This is a genomic window from Paraburkholderia sp. CHISQ3 (assembly GCF_030464945.1).
GTDB classification, from domain to species: Bacteria; Pseudomonadota; Gammaproteobacteria; order Burkholderiales; family Burkholderiaceae; genus Paraburkholderia; species Paraburkholderia megapolitana.
This window is the reverse complement of the sequence record NZ_JALPRG010000008.1, coordinates 63173-78516: the sequence shown is the minus strand read 5'-3', so window position 1 is coordinate 78516 and position 15344 is coordinate 63173. Positions and strand designations below refer to the sequence as shown.

General features: G+C 63.8%; 14 protein-coding genes. 6 read left to right on the top strand and 8 right to left on the bottom strand.

The window, feature by feature from the left end; translation table 11 throughout:
- The first annotated feature begins 23 nt into the window (after positions 1–23).
- On the top strand, positions 24–1097 hold the full coding sequence (locus tag M0D65_RS19905) for a M48 family metallopeptidase (protein ID WP_266254424.1): 1074 nt from the start codon (positions 24–26) through the stop codon (positions 1095–1097).
- Positions 1098–1131: 34 nt separating this feature from the next.
- Here M0D65_RS19905 and M0D65_RS19900 read toward each other — a convergent pair whose 3' ends face one another.
- The 5 genes from M0D65_RS19900 to gatC form a co-directional block, all read right to left on the bottom strand.
- Positions 1132–1911 carry an exodeoxyribonuclease III gene (locus tag M0D65_RS19900; RefSeq protein WP_091019407.1) on the bottom strand — a complete coding sequence of 260 codons (780 nt, stop codon included), beginning with the start codon at positions 1909–1911 and terminating at the stop codon, positions 1132–1134.
- Positions 1912–1980: 69 nt separating this feature from the next.
- Positions 1981–2820, bottom strand: coding sequence for a PPK2 family polyphosphate kinase (locus M0D65_RS19895; protein WP_266254223.1), 840 nt, complete (start codon positions 2818–2820; stop codon positions 1981–1983).
- A gap of 92 nt (positions 2821–2912) precedes the next feature.
- On the bottom strand, positions 2913–4391 hold the full coding sequence (gene gatB, locus M0D65_RS19890) for an Asp-tRNA(Asn)/Glu-tRNA(Gln) amidotransferase subunit GatB (RefSeq protein WP_091019403.1): 1479 nt from the start codon (positions 4389–4391) through the stop codon (positions 2913–2915).
- Complete coding sequence (gatA, locus tag M0D65_RS19885; RefSeq protein WP_266254222.1) at positions 4388–5893, bottom strand: Asp-tRNA(Asn)/Glu-tRNA(Gln) amidotransferase subunit GatA; 1506 nt, start codon at positions 5891–5893, stop codon at positions 4388–4390. Before gatA ends, gatB begins: the two co-directional genes overlap by 4 nt.
- Before the next feature lie 121 nt (positions 5894–6014).
- Positions 6015–6314, bottom strand: coding sequence for an Asp-tRNA(Asn)/Glu-tRNA(Gln) amidotransferase subunit GatC (gatC, locus tag M0D65_RS19880; protein WP_091019398.1), 300 nt, complete (start codon positions 6312–6314; stop codon positions 6015–6017).
- A gap of 377 nt (positions 6315–6691) precedes the next feature.
- Here gatC and M0D65_RS19875 point away from each other — a divergent pair, with 377 nt between their 5' ends.
- The 5 genes from M0D65_RS19875 to rodA all read left to right on the top strand — a co-directional run bounded on the left by M0D65_RS19875 (position 6692) and on the right by rodA (position 13127).
- A complete protein-coding gene (locus tag M0D65_RS19875; protein WP_004189550.1) occupies positions 6692–7735 on the top strand; it encodes a rod shape-determining protein in 1044 nt (347 codons plus the stop codon).
- Positions 7736–7888: 153 nt separating this feature from the next.
- Entirely contained in the window at positions 7889–8998 is a 1110-nt protein-coding gene (gene mreC / locus M0D65_RS19870) for a rod shape-determining protein MreC (RefSeq protein WP_091019396.1), read from the top strand.
- Positions 8995–9507, top strand: a complete 513-nt coding sequence (gene mreD, locus M0D65_RS19865; RefSeq protein WP_091019395.1) for a rod shape-determining protein MreD — start codon at positions 8995–8997, stop codon at positions 9505–9507. Before mreC ends, mreD begins: the two co-directional genes overlap by 4 nt.
- A gap of 136 nt (positions 9508–9643) precedes the next feature.
- Positions 9644–11968, top strand: a complete 2325-nt coding sequence (mrdA, locus tag M0D65_RS19860) for a penicillin-binding protein 2 (RefSeq protein WP_266254221.1) — start codon at positions 9644–9646, stop codon at positions 11966–11968.
- Between the two features lie 10 nt (positions 11969–11978).
- Positions 11979–13127 carry a rod shape-determining protein RodA gene (gene rodA, locus M0D65_RS19855; RefSeq protein ID WP_091019390.1) on the top strand — a complete coding sequence of 383 codons (1149 nt, stop codon included), beginning with the start codon at positions 11979–11981 and terminating at the stop codon, positions 13125–13127.
- Between the two features lie 91 nt (positions 13128–13218).
- On the opposite strand, the gene M0D65_RS19850 is transcribed toward rodA, so the two are convergent.
- From M0D65_RS19850 to queD, 3 genes are all read right to left on the bottom strand, one after another.
- The gene (locus M0D65_RS19850; protein ID WP_266254220.1) at positions 13219–13938 is read right to left on the bottom strand and encodes a tetratricopeptide repeat protein; all 720 of its coding nucleotides are present in this window, start codon (positions 13936–13938) and stop codon (positions 13219–13221) included.
- Complete coding sequence (locus tag M0D65_RS19845) at positions 13935–14717, bottom strand: HpcH/HpaI aldolase/citrate lyase family protein (protein ID WP_266254219.1); 783 nt, start codon at positions 14715–14717, stop codon at positions 13935–13937. Before M0D65_RS19845 ends, M0D65_RS19850 begins: the two co-directional genes overlap by 4 nt.
- 179 nt (positions 14718–14896) lie before the next feature.
- Positions 14897–15340, bottom strand: a complete 444-nt coding sequence (gene queD, locus M0D65_RS19840) for a 6-carboxytetrahydropterin synthase QueD (RefSeq protein WP_091019557.1) — start codon at positions 15338–15340, stop codon at positions 14897–14899.
- Between the last annotated feature and the right edge of the window lie 4 nt (positions 15341–15344).

Sequence of the window (15344 nt, the reverse complement as noted above, 5' to 3'; positions counted from 1 at the left end):
GTTTGCTGTGCATCGCGCTTGCTCTGAGCGGATTGTGGCTCGTCCCGGCCGCCGTTGCCTTCGCTGCGGACGCAGCATCTGCCACCGCCGCGACACCTCTTGCACGGGGCGTACCGAACGCTGCGACCGCCGCAAGCGCCGCTCCCTCGTCTTCCGCCGCGGCAAGCAGCAGCGCATCCGCGCCACAAGCCGCTTCGACGGTTCCGGCCGCATCGTCACCAGTCAGCGCCGCGAAGCCACCCACACCGACATCAAGCCCAAGCGCCACTGCCTCTCCGTCCTACCAGAGCGGCCAGCAGATCCGCTACGGCGACAGCGCCGTGTTTCGCAACCTGATTCCGTCGCAGGTACTCGAGAACCAGGCCGCCGAAGAATTCGAGCAAATCGTCCACGGAGCCGATCACGCGAATCGCCTGTACCCGAACAACGATGTGCGCGTGCAACGCGTGCGCGACATCGCAAACCGGCTGATTCCGTACTCGCTGAAGTGGAACGAGCGCGCGAAGAACTGGAAATGGGAAGTGGCCGTCGTGCAGTCGCCCGATATCCGCATGTACTGCCTGCCCGGCGGCAAGATCGTCGTCTATAGCGGCCTGCTCGATCGCGTGCGGTTGAACAACAACGAACTCGGCATGCTGATCGGCCACGAGATCGCACACGCCCTGCGCGAACATGCACGCGAGCGGCTCGGCGAGCAGCAGGCGGCGCAGTTCACGTCGGGTTCGATTCCGCAGCTGTTCGGTCTTGCGGATCTTGGCGCCGCGCCGCTCGGCATCGGCTCGCAGCTGCTGGAAATGAAATACGGACGCGCCGACGAAACCGAAGCCGACGTAATGGGCAGCGAAATCGCATCGCGCGCAGGCTACGATCCGCGCGCGGCCGTCACGCTGTGGGACAAGCTCGCGGCCGCGACGCACAGCAACCGCAATGGCGGCTACATCTATGTGCATCCGTATAGTGCCGCGCGCCGCCAGGACATCATCAAGCGTTTGCCGGACATGTTGCCGCTGTACGCGAAGGCGCTCGGCAAGGACGTCGACGGGTCGCCCGGTTATGCGGCTACCGACCGCTCGCGGCAGGCTACGGCGCGCAAATAGCGGGCGGCCCGTTTAGAGCCGCGCGCCGCATCACTCAGCCTGCAAGCTTGTGCGCGTAATCGACGGTGACCGGCGCGTGGTCGCTGAACTTGATATCGCGAAACACATCGCAGCGCTTCGCCTTGCCGGCAATTTCCGCCGTCGCGATCTGATAGTCGATCCGCCACCCGACGTTGTTCGCATACGCCTGGCCGCGATTGCTCCACCACGTGTACTGCTCCGGCCGCTGGTCGAGCGTGCGGAACACGTCCACATAACCGACCTCGTCGAAGAGCTGCGTGAGCCACGCGCGCTCTTCCGGCAGGCAGCCTGAATTCTTCTGGTTGCCCTTCCAGTTCTTGATATCGATTTCCTTGTGAACGATGTTCACGTCGCCGCACACGATCACTTCGCGTTTCTTGCTGAGCGCGGCGAGATGCGGCATGAACTCATCCATGAAGCGGAACTTGGCCTGCTGCCGTTCTTCACCGCTCGATCCCGACGGCACATACACCGAGATCACCGACAGCTTGCCGAAGCGCAATTCGACATAGCGTCCTTCGGGATCGAACTCCTCGCTGCCGAAACCGATGATGACCTTGTCCGGCTTATGACGCGTGTAGACGCCCGCGCCGCTGTAGCCCTTCTTGACCGCGTGCTGGAAGTAGCCGGTGTAGCCGTGCGGCGCGAGGAATTCGGGTGTCATGTCGTCCTGCGAGCACTTGATTTCCTGCACGCATATGACGTCGGCATCCTGCGTGCCGAACCATTCGAAGAAGCCCTTTTTGGCTGCGGAGCGGATGCCGTTCAGATTGGCGGTGATCACGCGCAACATGGTGTTCCTTTCTTGGCAATGGATGGGATAACGAAGCGCAACGCGAGCAAACCGATGCTGCGTCAGGCCCTAGTCGACCTTCAAACCCTTCAGCGATGCTTTCGCCGGGGGATACTCGAGCTTCATGCCAACGAGCGCACGCAGCAGCAACTCGGCGATCATCACGTTGCGATGCGTCTTTGAATCGGCGGGAATCACGTACCACGGCGCGATCTCCGTCGAAGTCGCCGCGAGCGCATCGCGATACGCAGTCTGGTACTTGCCCCACAGCTTGCGCGCTTCGAGATCGGCGACGTCGAACTTCCAGTGTTTGTCCGGATCGTCGATGCGTGCCTGCAGACGCGCGCGCTGCTCGTCCTTCGAAATGTGCAGCATGCATTTGACGATAGTCGTGCCGCTCTCCGCAAGCAACGCCTCGAACTGGCGGATGTGCCGGTAGCGCAGTTCGCGTGCGGCATCGTCGAGCGTGCCGAGCACGACCGGTACCAGCACGTCTTCGTAGTGGCTACGGTTAAAGACGGTCAGCTCGCCGGCAGCGGGCGCCTGCGCATGCACGCGCCAGAGAAAATCGTGCGCGGCTTCGACGGGCGTCGGTGCCTTGAACGACACGATACGCAGGCCAAGCAGATCGACTTCGTGAAAAACGGCGCGGACCGTACCGTCCTTGCCACTGGTATCCATACCCTGCAGCACGAGCAACACACGTTGCCGGCTTTGCGTGTGCAGACGCTCCTGCAGCGCGTCGAGCTGCGCACCGATCTCGGCAAGGCGCGCACGATCCGACTCCTTGCTACCAGTCGAAAATGGCTTTACCGCCGGATCGAAATCGTCGAGCGCGAATTGTTCCGCCTTCTTGCCGACGTTGAAGAACGGCACGCGGAAATCGTCCAGCTCGGGCTTCTTTGCCATGCAATGTCTCCTTTTTTGCCCAGCATGCAACCCGGCAACGGCCCGTCATCGCAGCGAGCAGGCGCGAACCACGCCCGTTCGCACCGCATCGTTCAGGACAGTTTCTTCTTCAGCAGTTCGTTGACCTGCTGCGGGTTGGCTTTGCCCTTCGTCGCCTTCATCGCTTGCCCGATCAGCGCGTTGAATGCCTTTTCCTTGCCGGCGCGGAATTCTTCCACCGACTTCGCATTCGCAGCCAGCACCTCGTCGATGATCGCTTCGAGCTCGCCGCTGTCCGAGATCTGCTTGAGACCCTTCGCTTCGATGATGCGATCGGCGGCGGCTTCGTCGGTGGCTTTCTCTTCCCAGATTGCCTGGAAAATTTCCTTCGCGATCTTGTTCGAGATCGTGCCGTCGGCGATCCGTTGCAATACGAGCGCGAGTTGCGCAGCGGACACCGGGCACGCGCCGATGTCGAGGTCTTCGCGATTCAGTTGCGACGATACCTCACCCATCAGCCAGTTCGCGGCAACCTTCGCCTGCGCGGCACCGGCCTTGTCGACCACCGCTTCGTAGTACGCAGCCATTGCCTTGCTCGACGTCAGCACGCTGGCATCGTAAGGCGTCAGCCCGTATTGCTCGACGAAACGCTTCTGCATGCCCGCAGGCAATTCAGGCATCTCGCTGCGCACGCGCTCGACCCAGGCCGCGTCGATCACGAGCGGCATCAGGTCGGGGTCGGGGAAATAACGGTAATCGTGCGCGTCTTCCTTGCTGCGCATCGAACGCGTTTCGCGCTTGTCCGGATCGTACAGACGCGTTTCCTGCACGACGGTGCCGCCGTCCTCGATCAGCTCGATCTGGCGACGCACTTCGTACTGGATCGCTTCTTCAAGAAAGCGGAACGAGTTCAGGTTCTTGATCTCGGCACGCGTGCCGAATTCCTTCTGACCGACCGGCCGCACCGATACGTTCGCATCGCAGCGGAACGAACCTTCCTGCATGTTGCCGTCGCAGATGCCGAGCCACACGACGAGCGCATGCAGCGTCTTCGCGTACGCGACGGCTTCGGCTGCACTGCGCATCTCCGGCTCGGTGACGATTTCGAGCAGTGGCGTGCCGGCGCGATTCAGATCGATGCCGGTCATGCCGGCAAAGTCTTCGTGCAGCGACTTGCCCGCGTCTTCTTCAAGATGCGCGCGCGTCAGGTTGACGGTTTTTTCGTAGGTGGTGCTGTTGCCGTCCTTGTCCTTGCCGGGCACCTGGATCGTGACCTGTCCGCCCTGCACGACCGGAATCTCGTACTGGCTGATCTGATAGCCCTTCGGCAAGTCAGGGTAGAAATAATTCTTGCGCGCGAAGATGCTGCGCGGCGCGATCGTCGCACCAATCGAGAGACCGAAGGTGATCGCGCGTTCGACAGCGCCGCGGTTCATCACCGGCAGCACGCCCGGCAACGCGAGATCGATCGGGCTTGCCTGAGTGTTCGGCGCGGCACCAAACTGCGTTGCAGTGCCGGAGAAAATTTTAGAGACCGTCGAGAGCTGTGTGTGCGTCTCGAGACCGATGACGACTTCCCATTGCATAGTCATGCCTCCCACCGCGCGCTGCCGGCCGGTGTCCTGCGATGCCAGTCGGTGGCGCGCTGGAACGCGTCCGCCACCTGCAGCATCCTGGCTTCGTTAAAGTAGTTACCGATGATCTGCAAGCCCACCGGACGCTGCGCATTCGCGCCCGCGCCGAAGCCGCACGGTACGCTCATGCCGGGCAAACCAGCCAGGCTCACTGACAACGTGTAGATATCGGCGAGATACATCTGCACCGGATCGTCGCCCTTCGCACCGAGGTCCCATGCCACCGAAGGCGACACCGGGCCCATGATCACATCGCACTGATGGAACGCTTCCTGGAAATCCTGCGCGATGATGCGGCGGATTTTCTGCGCCTGCAGGTAGTACGCATCGTAGTAGCCATGCGAGAGCACATACGCCCCAACCAGAATGCGTCGCTTCACCTCGGGGCCGAAGCCTTCTGCGCGCGTTTTCTTGTACATGTCGAGCAGATCGCGATATTCGGCGGCGCGATGGCCGTAGCGTACGCCGTCGAAACGCGACAGGTTGGACGAGGCTTCCGCAGGGGCGATCACGTAGTACACGGGGATCGACAGCTCGGTTTTCGGCAGCGAGACGTCGACGAGCGTTGCGCCGAGTGCTTCGTACTGCTTCAGCGCGGTATCGATGGCAGCGCGCACGTCGTCGGCGAGGCCCGCGCCGAAGTATTCCTTCGGCAGACCGATGCGCAGCCCGGCGAGCGGCTTCGCAGCGTCGCCGCCGCTTTGCCATGTCTCGCCCAGATGGCGCGTGTAGTCCTCGTCATCGCGCACGAGGCTCGTCGAATCGCGTTCGTCGAAGCCGGCCATGGCGTTGAGCAGCGTCGCGCAATCGGCGGCGTTCTGCGCGAACGGACCGGCCTGATCGAGCGACGATGCGAACGCGATCATCCCGTAGCGCGACACGCGGCCGTACGTCGGCTTGATACCCGTGACGCCGGCGAACGATGCGGGCTGGCGGATCGAGCCGCCGGTGTCGGTGCCGGTCGCGACCGGCGCGAGACGCGCGGCAACCGCTGCCGCCGAGCCACCCGACGAACCGCCCGGCACAGCCTTGCGATCCCACGGGTTCTGCACCGGGCCAAAGTGCGAGTTCTCATTCGACGAACCCATCGCGAACTCGTCCATATTCGTCTTGCCGACGCACACCATGCCCGCTTGCGCCAGGCGCTCGACGACCGTTGCATCGAAGGGGCTGGTGTAGTGCTCGAGCATCTTCGAGCCGGCTGTTGCACGCCAGTCGCGCGTGACGAACACGTCCTTGTGCGCGATCGGCAGGCCTGTCAGCGGGCCCGCGTTGCCGGCGGCAAGCCGTGCATCGGCGGCTTTCGCCTGGGCGAGCGTGAGGTCGGCATCGACGTGCAGGAACGCGTTCAGGCCGCGTGCCTCGTCGATCCGCTTCAGGTACAACTGCGCCAGTTCGACCGCGGAGCATTCCTTCGCGTCGAGCGCTGCGCGCAGTTCGGTCAAGCTCTTTTCATGCATTGCATTGTTTCCAGAGAACGCCGCGGCGTCGTGCGCCGTGGCGGATGTGTGTCCTGCTGCGTGGCTGGCCGGCGAGCTGCGCAGCTCGCGCGGCCCGCACAGCTATACCCGATTCAAACGGCTATTCGAGCACTCTCGGCACCAGATACAGACCGTCCTGCACAGCCGGCGCGGACTGCTGGAAGTCGTCGCGGCGCACGGTTTCCGTCACTGCGTCGTTACGCAGACGCAGCGCGACGTCTTCGATCTGCTCGATCGGATGGGCGAGCGGCGCAATGCCTGTCGTATCGACTGCCTGCATCTGCTCGACGAGACCGAAGAAGTCGTTGAGCTGGGCAAGCGTATGCCCAGCCTCGTCCTCGGCCAGTTCGAGCCGCGCGAGGTGGGCAATGCGTTTAACATCGGTCAGGGTCAGAGCCATGCAGTCACCGGAGAGGAAGGTGGACTGCCGCAGTGCGGAAAAACAATGCTGCGACAGCGGGTTACGTCACTGGAGGCGACCCTCGAAAGCGGGCCGTCAGAGGCAAAAAGTGCGCTCCGTTTCCTTCAAAACAAGCAAAATTATAAGGTATCATTACGCGTTCGACCCAAACCCGGACCGAGCTGGCAAGGCCCTGCTGGAACATTTTCCAGCTTGCACCCAGAAAACGCTGAGCGGCCCTGCCCCGGCCTCCGGTAGATTCCCCCCGCAGTTTCGTGCTCTCGTGGCCGCTCCCGCCAGCCTGAAACTGCTATTTTTTCCGCTGCCGCCCTACGCATACAGTGCGAGGCCCGGCCCCCAGCGAGACAGGATTTTGAATGTTCGGTTTTTTGCGCAGCTACTTCTCCAACGATCTGGCGATTGACCTCGGCACTGCCAACACGCTTATCTACATGCGTGGCAAAGGTATCGTCCTCGATGAACCGTCGGTGGTTTCCATCCGCCAGGAAGGCGGCCCGAACGGCAAGAAGACGATTCAGGCAGTCGGCAAGGAAGCAAAGCAGATGCTCGGCAAGGTGCCGGGCAATATCGAGGCGATCCGCCCGATGAAAGACGGCGTGATCGCCGACTTCACCGTCACCGAGCAGATGATCAAGCAGTTCATCAAGACCGCTCACGAATCCCGCATGTTCTCGCCGTCGCCGCGCATCATCATTTGCGTGCCGTGCGGCTCGACCCAGGTTGAGCGCCGCGCGATCAAGGAAGCCGCGCACGGCGCCGGCGCCTCGCAGGTCTATCTGATCGAAGAACCAATGGCAGCCGCAATCGGTGCCGGCCTGCCGGTATCGGAAGCGACGGGCTCGATGGTCGTCGATATCGGCGGCGGCACGACGGAAGTCGGCGTGATCTCGCTGGGCGGTATCGTGTACAAGGGTTCGGTGCGTGTCGGTGGCGACAAGTTCGACGAGGCAATCGTCAACTATATCCGCCGCAATTACGGCATGCTGATCGGCGAGCAAACTGCCGAAGCGATCAAGAAGGAAATCGGTTCCGCGTTCCCGGGTTCCGAAGTGAAGGAAATGGAAGTGAAGGGCCGCAACCTGTCGGAAGGCATTCCGCGCAGCTTCACAATCTCCAGCAACGAAATCCTCGAAGCCCTGACCGATCCGCTCAACCAGATCGTGTCCTCGGTCAAGATCGCACTCGAGCAAACCCCGCCGGAACTGGGCGCCGACATCGCCGAACGCGGCATGATGCTGACGGGCGGCGGTGCACTGCTGCGCGACCTCGACCGCCTGCTCGCGGAAGAAACCGGCCTGCCGGTGCTGGTCGCCGAAGACCCGCTCACGTGCGTCGTGCGCGGCTCGGGCATGGCGCTCGAGCGCATGGACAAGCTCGGTAGTATCTTCTCTTACGAGTAAGCGAGTCCTGCTCCATGACCGCAGCGCGGACGGCACGGCCAGCTCCCTCCGGGCTGGCGCGTTGCCCGGCGGCCCGTCCGGCCGCCGCGCGCTGAGCGCGATCGCCGCGCTGCATACCGCTTCATTCACCCGCTCACGCGCCCGGCGCCGACCATGGAATACAGTCCGCCGCCCCTATTCAAGCAAGGTCCATCGGCACTCGCCCGGCTGATCTTCTTCGTCGTGCTCGCGCTGGCGCTGCTCATTTCCGACGCGCGCTTCAAGACGCTCGAAATCGTCCGCGGGGTGCTCGGGGCGGGCCTGTATCCGCTGCAACGCGCGGCGCTCGTGCCGCGCGACCTGTTCATGGGCGCCGCCGATCTCGCCGTGACGAGCGCCACGCTGCGCGCTGAAAACACGAAGCTGCGCGAGCGCAATCTGCAACTATCGCAACAAGCCAATCAATCAGCACTGCTCGGCGCGGAGAACGCGCACTTGCGCAGCCTGCTGCAACTGTCGCAACGCGCGACCATCCAGTCGATTCCCGCCGAAATCCAGTACGACACGAGCGACCCCTTTACGCAGAAAGTCGTGATCGGCCGCGGTTCGCAGCAGGGCATCCAGAACGGTTCGCCGGTTGTCAACGAAGACGGCGTGATCGGCCAGATCACGCGCGTGTTCCCGCTGCAGGCCGAAGTCACCCTGCTCACCGACAAGGACCAGGCCGTGCCCGTGCAGATCGTGCGAACCGGGCTGCGCAGCGTGATCTATGGGACACCGAAGGGCGACTCGCTCGATCTGCGCTTCGTGCCGATCAGCGCCGATGTGCAGACCGGCGACGAACTCGTCACGAGCGGTCTCGACGGTGTCTATCCGCCGGGGCTGCCGGTAGCGAAGGTCGTGCGGGTCGACAAGCAGGCCGATACGGCGTTCGCACGCGTCGTCTGCGTGCCGGTCGCGCCGGTGCGCGGCGCGCGCCAGCTGCTCGTGCTGCACTATCAGAACGATGTGCCGCCGCGGCCGGAAGAGGCCGAGTCGGCAGCCGATTCCGCGAAAGCGGCAAAGGCGAAGAAGCCTGCGGCGGACAAGGCAGGCGCGAAGGGCGCGGACAAGGCTGCTGAAAAGGGTTCGGATAAAACCGCGGACAAGCCCGCGAGCAAACCCGCTGATAAGCCTGCGGCGAAACCCGCCGGCAAAGAGCCTGCTCATAGCACCCGGCCCACTGCGCCCGCCGCCCCCGTGAAACCCGCTACACCAGCCGCCGGCCAGGGGGCGAACCCATGAACCGCCCGCAATACATCCTGCAGCCGGTCAACCCATACTTCATCGCATTCAGCCTCGCCGCCGCGTTCCTGCTGAACCTGATGCCCTGGGGCCGTCTGATCGGCATACCCGACTTCGTCGCACTGGTGCTGCTGTTCTGGAACGTCCACCAGCCGCGCAAGGTCGGTATGGGCATCGCGTTCCTGCTCGGTCTGCTGATGGACGTACACAACGCAAGCCTGCTCGGCGAGCACGCGCTCGCGTATACGCTGCTGTCGTACGGCGCGATCACGATCCATCGGCGGGTGCTGTGGATGTCGCTCGGCGTGCAGGCGTTCGCCGTGATGCCGCTGTTCGTCATCGCGCAGATCGTTCCGTTCGTGATCCGGCTGCTGGCCGGCGCGGCGTTTCCGGGCTGGGGTTATCTGATCGACGGGTTCGTCGAAGCGGTGCTGTGGCCGCTCGCCAGCGTGATACTGCTGATGCCGCAACGCCGTCCGGCCGATCCGGACGACACGCGTCCTATCTAGTCCAGCGCTCACCGGGACCGCCCTTGAAACTCGTTGCATCCCGCCGGCCCGGTCCGCGCACGTTATCTCTTCCGGTTCGCGGCCTGCGGGTTCGCGCACCTCGTGACGGCCGCCAGACGGCCCTGTTTGCTATCGCATGACCGAATTCAAGGACACCCAGCAGCAGCTCTCGAAGTTCCGCCTGCGCGTCGCGGCGGCGGGTCTGTTCGTGTTCGTCTGCTTCGGGTTGATCACGTTCCGCTTCCTGTACCTGCAGGTGTGGCACTACAGCAAGTACTCGCTGCAGGCCGACGAAAACCGCATCTCGGTGGCGCCGATCGTGCCGAACCGCGGCATCATCACCGACCGCAACGGCGTCGTACTCGCGAAAAACTACTCGGCGTACACGCTCGAAATCACGCCGTCGAAGCTCAACGACACGCTCGATAATGTGATCGACAGTCTCGCCACCGTCATCTCGATCGATGCCCGCGACCGGCGCCGCTTCAAGAAGCTGCAGGAAGACTCGAAGAATTTCGAAAGCCTGCCGATCCGCACGCGCCTCACCGACGACGAAGTCGCGCGCTTCACGGCGCAGCGCTTCCGCTTTCCCGGCGTCGAAGTGCGCGCGCGCCTCTTCCGCCAGTACCCGCTCGGGCCGACCGCCGCGCACGTGATCGGCTACATCGGCCGGATCTCGCAGCGCGATCAGGATCGCATCGACGACGCCAGCGATCAGAACAACAGCGATCCCGAGCACTACGACGCACGCCTCGACGCGAACAACTACAAGGGCACCGACTACATCGGCAAGATCGGCGTCGAGCAGAGCTACGAAACCGAACTGCACGGGCAGACCGGTTTCGAGGAAGTCGAAGTGACCGCGGGTGGCCGACCGGTACGTACGCTGTCGCGCACTCAGGCCACGCCGGGTAACAATCTCGTGCTGTCGATCGACATCGGTTTGCAGCAGGTCGCCGAGCAGGCGTTCGCCGGCCGGCGCGGCGCACTCGTCGCAATCGAACCGGCCACCGGCGACGTGCTCGCGTTCGTCTCGGCGCCGAGCTTCGATCCGAACTCGTTTGTCGACGGAATCGACCAGCAGACCTGGGACGACCTCAATAACTCGCCGGATCATCCGCTGCTGAACCGGCCGCTGCACGGCACCTATCCGCCGGGTTCGACCTACAAGCCATTCATGGCGCTCGCCGCGCTGGCGCTGCACAAGCGCACACCGGGCTGGGGTTTCCAGGACCCGGGCTACTACACGTTCGGCGGCCACACGTTCCGCAACGACGTGCGCTCGGGGCAGGGCTGGGTCGACATGAACCGCGCGATCGTCGTGTCGAACGACACCTACTTCTACATGCTCGCGCACGACCTCGGCGTCAACGCGATCGCCAATTTCATGAAGCCGTGGGGCTTCGGGCAGATCACCGGTATCGACATCGCCGGCGAAGCGCGCGGCATCCTGCCGTCGACCGAATGGAAGCGCAAGGCGTACCGCAAGCCGGAACAGCAACGCTGGTACGAAGGCGAAACGATCAGCCTCGGGATCGGCCAGGGCTACAACTCGTTCACGATCTTGCAACTCGCTCATGCGGTCGCGACGCTCGCCAACAACGGCGTGCTGATGAAGCCTCACCTCGTGAAGGAAATCGAAAATCCGATCACCCGCGATACGCACCTGACCGTGCCCAAAGACGACGGTCGCATCAACGTGCCGCAATCGGATATCGATGTCGTCAAGCGCGCGCTGGTCGGTGTGGTGACCGGCGGTACGGCATCGAAGCTGTTTATCGGCGCGCCGTATCAGGCGGCGGGAAAGACCGGCACGGCCCAGGTCTATTCGCTGCAGGGCGCGAACTACAAGGGCCATGCGATCCCCGAACGGCTGCGCGACCACGCGCTCTTTACCGCATTCGCGCCGGCGGACAATCCGAAGATCGCGGTCGCCTTGATCGTGGAAAACGGCGGCTGGGGCGCCGAAGCCGCAGGTCCGATCGCGCGCAAGGTGCTCGACTTCTACCTGGTCGACCGGCAGAAACCAGGCGCCGAAGCCGCGGCCGTTGCAGCAGCGGCCTCGGCAACCGAAGATGCCTCTGCGCCAGTCATAGGCGGCGCATCGACGCCCGTCAAAACCACGTTGCCGGTTCCTGTCGCGACGGGCTTTACCGCGTTGCCGGAGCCGGGTGCGGCCTCGGCGCCTGGCGCGGCATCGGCGGCGGTTGCCGCTTCGGCAGGGGATACGCCAGCCACGCCATTAAGCGCGCCTCCCGATGCCGCCGCAGAGCCGGCCAGCATTGCATCGGCGGCCATCGCTGCGGCGCCGCGCGCCAAAATTCTCGTGCCGCGCAAATCCGGCGGCCCTCACAGCCCCCGTCCTGCCGGCGGCACAACGCCCGCAGTCGTCGCGCCCACGCGCAACGACGGGAAAGAGTCGCAGCCGGCCCAGCCGGCTAGCGGCGGCATCGACGAGTAAGGAGAAAGGCATGCAATTCGACAAGCGCGCCTGGCTCGACCGCATCAAGCGGATGTTCGCAGGCTTCGACCGCCCGCTCGCGCTCACCGTGTTCCTGCTGTTGTGCGTCGGCATCGTCACGCTGTACAGCGCGAGCCTCGATGTGCCCGGGCGCGTGGAAGACCAGTTGCGCAACATCATGCTGACGTTCGTGCTGATGTGGGCCCTCGCCAATGTGCCGCCCACCACGCTGATGCGCTTCGCGGTGCCGCTCTACACGTTCGGTATTGCGATGCTCGTGGCGGTCGCGCTATTCGGGCTCACACGCAAGGGCGCCAAACGCTGGATCAACGTCGGCGTCGTGATCCAGCCGTCGGAGATCCTGAAGATCGCCACACCGTTGATGCTCGCCTGGTATTACCAAAGGCGCGAAGGCGTGGTGCGCTGGTGGGACTATCTGGTCGGCCTCGTGATCCTGCTGGTGCCGGTCGGACTGATTGCCAAGCAGCCCGATCTCGGTACCGCCGTGCTGGTGTTCGCCGCGGGCTTCTTCGTGATCTATTTCGCGGGTCTGAGCTTCAAGCTGATCGTGCCGGTGCTGATCGCCGCGACGATCGCGGTGGCATCGATCGCGGCATTCCAGGACCGGATCTGCCAGCCCGAAGTCACCTGGCCGCTGATGCACGATTATCAAAAGCACCGCATCTGTACGCTGCTCGATCCGACCTCCGATCCGCTCGGCAAAGGCTTCCACACCATCCAGGCCGTGATCGCGATCGGTTCCGGCGGTGAGCTCGGCAAGGGCTGGTTGAAGGGCACGCAGGCGCATCTTGAATTCATTCCGGAAAAGCACACCGACTTCATCTTCGCGGTGTTCTCGGAGGAATTCGGGCTGGCCGGCGGCATCGTGCTGCTGGTGCTGTACATGGCGTTGATCGCGCGCGGGCTGTATATCGCCGCGAACGGCGCGACGCTGTTCGGGCGGCTACTGGCCGGCGCGCTGACGATGGCGTTCTTCACCTACGCCTTCGTCAATATCGGCATGGTGAGCGGCATCCTGCCGGTGGTCGGTGTGCCGTTGCCGTTCATGAGTTACGGCGGCACCGCGCTCACCACACTCGGCGTCGCGATCGGTCTGATCATGAGTGTGGGGCGCCAGAAGCGTTTGATGCAGAGTTGAGTGTTGAACGCGCGGGGCACGCCCGCAGTTGCAGCGGGCGCCTGCGTTATGGTGACTACGGTGACTACGGTGACTACGGTGACTACGGTGACTACGGTGATTTCGGCGATTTCGGTGCGGCGTTGAGCAACTGCGCGGACAGTTGCTGATACTTCAAACGCGCCGCCGGATCGCCCTGAGCCGCAGCCGCCGCGTAGTACGCGCGCGCCACGTTCAGGTTCTGTTTGACGCCGTCGCCGCCGCGCTCATAGAACGAACCGGCCACATACTGCGCGGTCATGTCGCCACCCTCGGCGGCCTTCTCATACCAAACGAACGCCTGCCGGTTGTCGCGCGGCGTGCCCCGTCCATCGAGGAACTGGTTCGCCAGCGCAAGTTCCGCCAGCACGTGTCCCTGCCGAGCAGCCTTCAGAAACCAGCGATGCGCCTCGGCGGGATCGCGGCCCACGAACTCCCCGTCGTCGTACATTTTTCCGTACACGTACTGCGCATGCGACATGTTGGCGTCCGCGGCCTTGCGCAGCCACTTCTTGCCTTCATCGACGTTGGCTTTGCCGCCTTCGCCATTGAGCAGCATCATCGCGTAGTTGAATTCGGCGAGGCGGCTGCCGTGTTCGGCGGCCTTGCGAAACTCGACGAGCGCAACGCTCAGGTTGCCGGCGTTGTAGTCGGCGACCGCCGTCTGCGTGGCGAGATCGGACGCTTTCGGTTTCTCGATCTGCGCATGCGCCGGGCCGGCCGCGAGTAGCACGACGCACACTGCGCCTATCGCCACGCGTGCCATTCCTCGACCTCGAATGCACCGCTTCATGACCGCGCCTCCTGCAGCGCCTGGCGCGTTGCACGAAGCAGCCACATGACGTCGGCGGCAAGCGCGATAAAGCGAAAACCGTCCTCGCGATACTGCCGCGCACCCGCAACGTCGAGCGCGAAAATACCGGTCGCGACGCCGGCGCGCTGCGCTGCATCCGAGATGTGCGCAATTGCTTGCTGCACCTCGGGATGCTTCGGATCGCCGAGATGACCGAGGCTTGCCGCGAGATCGGCCGGTCCGATAAACAGACAATCGACACCCGGCGTCGCCGCAATCCGCTCGACTTCCTGCACTGCGCGCGCCGACTCGATCTGCACGATCGTCGCGATCTGCGCGTTGGCGTTCTGGATGTAGTCGCGCCGCATGCCGTACGCGGCGGCCCGTACTGCGCCGGCTACACCGCGCAGGCCGTCGGGTGTATTGGTGTCGGGATAGCGCGTCAGACGCACCGCATGCGCGGCGTCATCCGCGGTTTCGATGTTCGGAAACATCAGCGTGCGCGCGCCGGCATCGAGCGCGCGTTTGACGAGCCAACCTTCCTTCGCGGGCACGCGCACCACCGGTTCGCTCGGCAGATGCGCAGCCGCGATGGCGCGCAGTTGCGCGGTGACATCGTTGCTGTCGTTGGGCGAATGCTCCATGTCGATCAGCAGCCAGTCGAAGCCGGCGTGCGCGAGCGCTTCCGCCGCGGCATCGCTGCCAAGCGACAGCCACAGCCCGATCAGCGGCTCGGATTCGTGCAGACGTTGCTTCAGGGGATTCGTGAACGTGCTCATCGCGGCGCTCCTCGCCGGCGCGAGGCAGCGCCTTCGCTGGAACGATGCGTGAGCAGAAAGGATGGACGTTCAAGCGGGCCAGGAACGGCCCTGGTCAGATGGCGTGCGCCGCGTAGCGTGGTAACCGGCATGTCTCGCTCCGTGTGGTTGTCGAGCGATCATACCGTGACAATAACGCGTTAGTCGCGGACCACGTCGGCCCAGCAGTTGGGGGTTTCGTACAGGCGCACGTGGTGCAGCCGCAGATTCACGCCGTAGTGCGCGTCGTAGACGTTGGCCAGAATATCGAACGCGACGGCCGCGAGGTTTTCGACGGTCGGAATGCGATCGAGTACGACCGTCTTGTGATCGGGCATCGATTCGAGAAAGCCGCGTACGCGCGTATCGCCTTCGAAGACGAGAAACGCGTGGTCCCACTTGTCAACGAGATGTTCGATAGCCAGCGACTTCACGTCGGCGAAATCCATCACCATGCCGCGATCGGGCGCGCCTTCGGTTTCGACGAGGTCGCCTTGCAGCGTGATTTCGAGCACGTAGCGATGCCCGTGCAGGTTACGGCACTGGCTGCGGTGATCGGGGATGCGGTGGCCCGCATCGAATTCGAGTTTTCGGGTAATGGTCAGCACG

What these genes read in the sequence shown, in the direction of transcription:
- M0D65_RS19900 (WP_091019407.1), bottom strand. Translation starts at nt 1,911, where the DNA reads ATGTTGCGCGTGATCACCGCCAATCTGAACGGCATCCGCTCCGCAGCC.
- M0D65_RS19895 (WP_266254223.1), bottom strand. Translation starts at nt 2,820, where the DNA reads ATGGCAAAGAAGCCCGAGCTGGACGATTTCCGCGTGCCGTTCTTCAAC.
- gatB (WP_091019403.1), bottom strand. Translation starts at nt 4,391, where the DNA reads ATGACTATGCAATGGGAAGTCGTCATCGGTCTCGAGACGCACACACAG.
- gatA (WP_266254222.1), bottom strand. Translation starts at nt 5,893, where the DNA reads ATGCATGAAAAGAGCTTGACCGAACTGCGCGCAGCGCTCGACGCGAAG.
- gatC (WP_091019398.1), bottom strand. Translation starts at nt 6,314, where the DNA reads ATGGCTCTGACCCTGACCGATGTTAAACGCATTGCCCACCTCGCGCGG.
- M0D65_RS19875 (WP_004189550.1), top strand. Translation starts at nt 6,692, where the DNA reads ATGTTCGGTTTTTTGCGCAGCTACTTCTCCAACGATCTGGCGATTGAC.
- mreC (WP_091019396.1), top strand. Translation starts at nt 7,889, where the DNA reads ATGGAATACAGTCCGCCGCCCCTATTCAAGCAAGGTCCATCGGCACTC.
- mreD (WP_091019395.1), top strand. Translation starts at nt 8,995, where the DNA reads ATGAACCGCCCGCAATACATCCTGCAGCCGGTCAACCCATACTTCATC.
- mrdA (WP_266254221.1), top strand. Translation starts at nt 9,644, where the DNA reads ATGACCGAATTCAAGGACACCCAGCAGCAGCTCTCGAAGTTCCGCCTG.
- rodA (WP_091019390.1), top strand. Translation starts at nt 11,979, where the DNA reads ATGCAATTCGACAAGCGCGCCTGGCTCGACCGCATCAAGCGGATGTTC.
- M0D65_RS19850 (WP_266254220.1), bottom strand. Translation starts at nt 13,938, where the DNA reads ATGAAGCGGTGCATTCGAGGTCGAGGAATGGCACGCGTGGCGATAGGC.
- M0D65_RS19845 (WP_266254219.1), bottom strand. Translation starts at nt 14,717, where the DNA reads ATGAGCACGTTCACGAATCCCCTGAAGCAACGTCTGCACGAATCCGAG.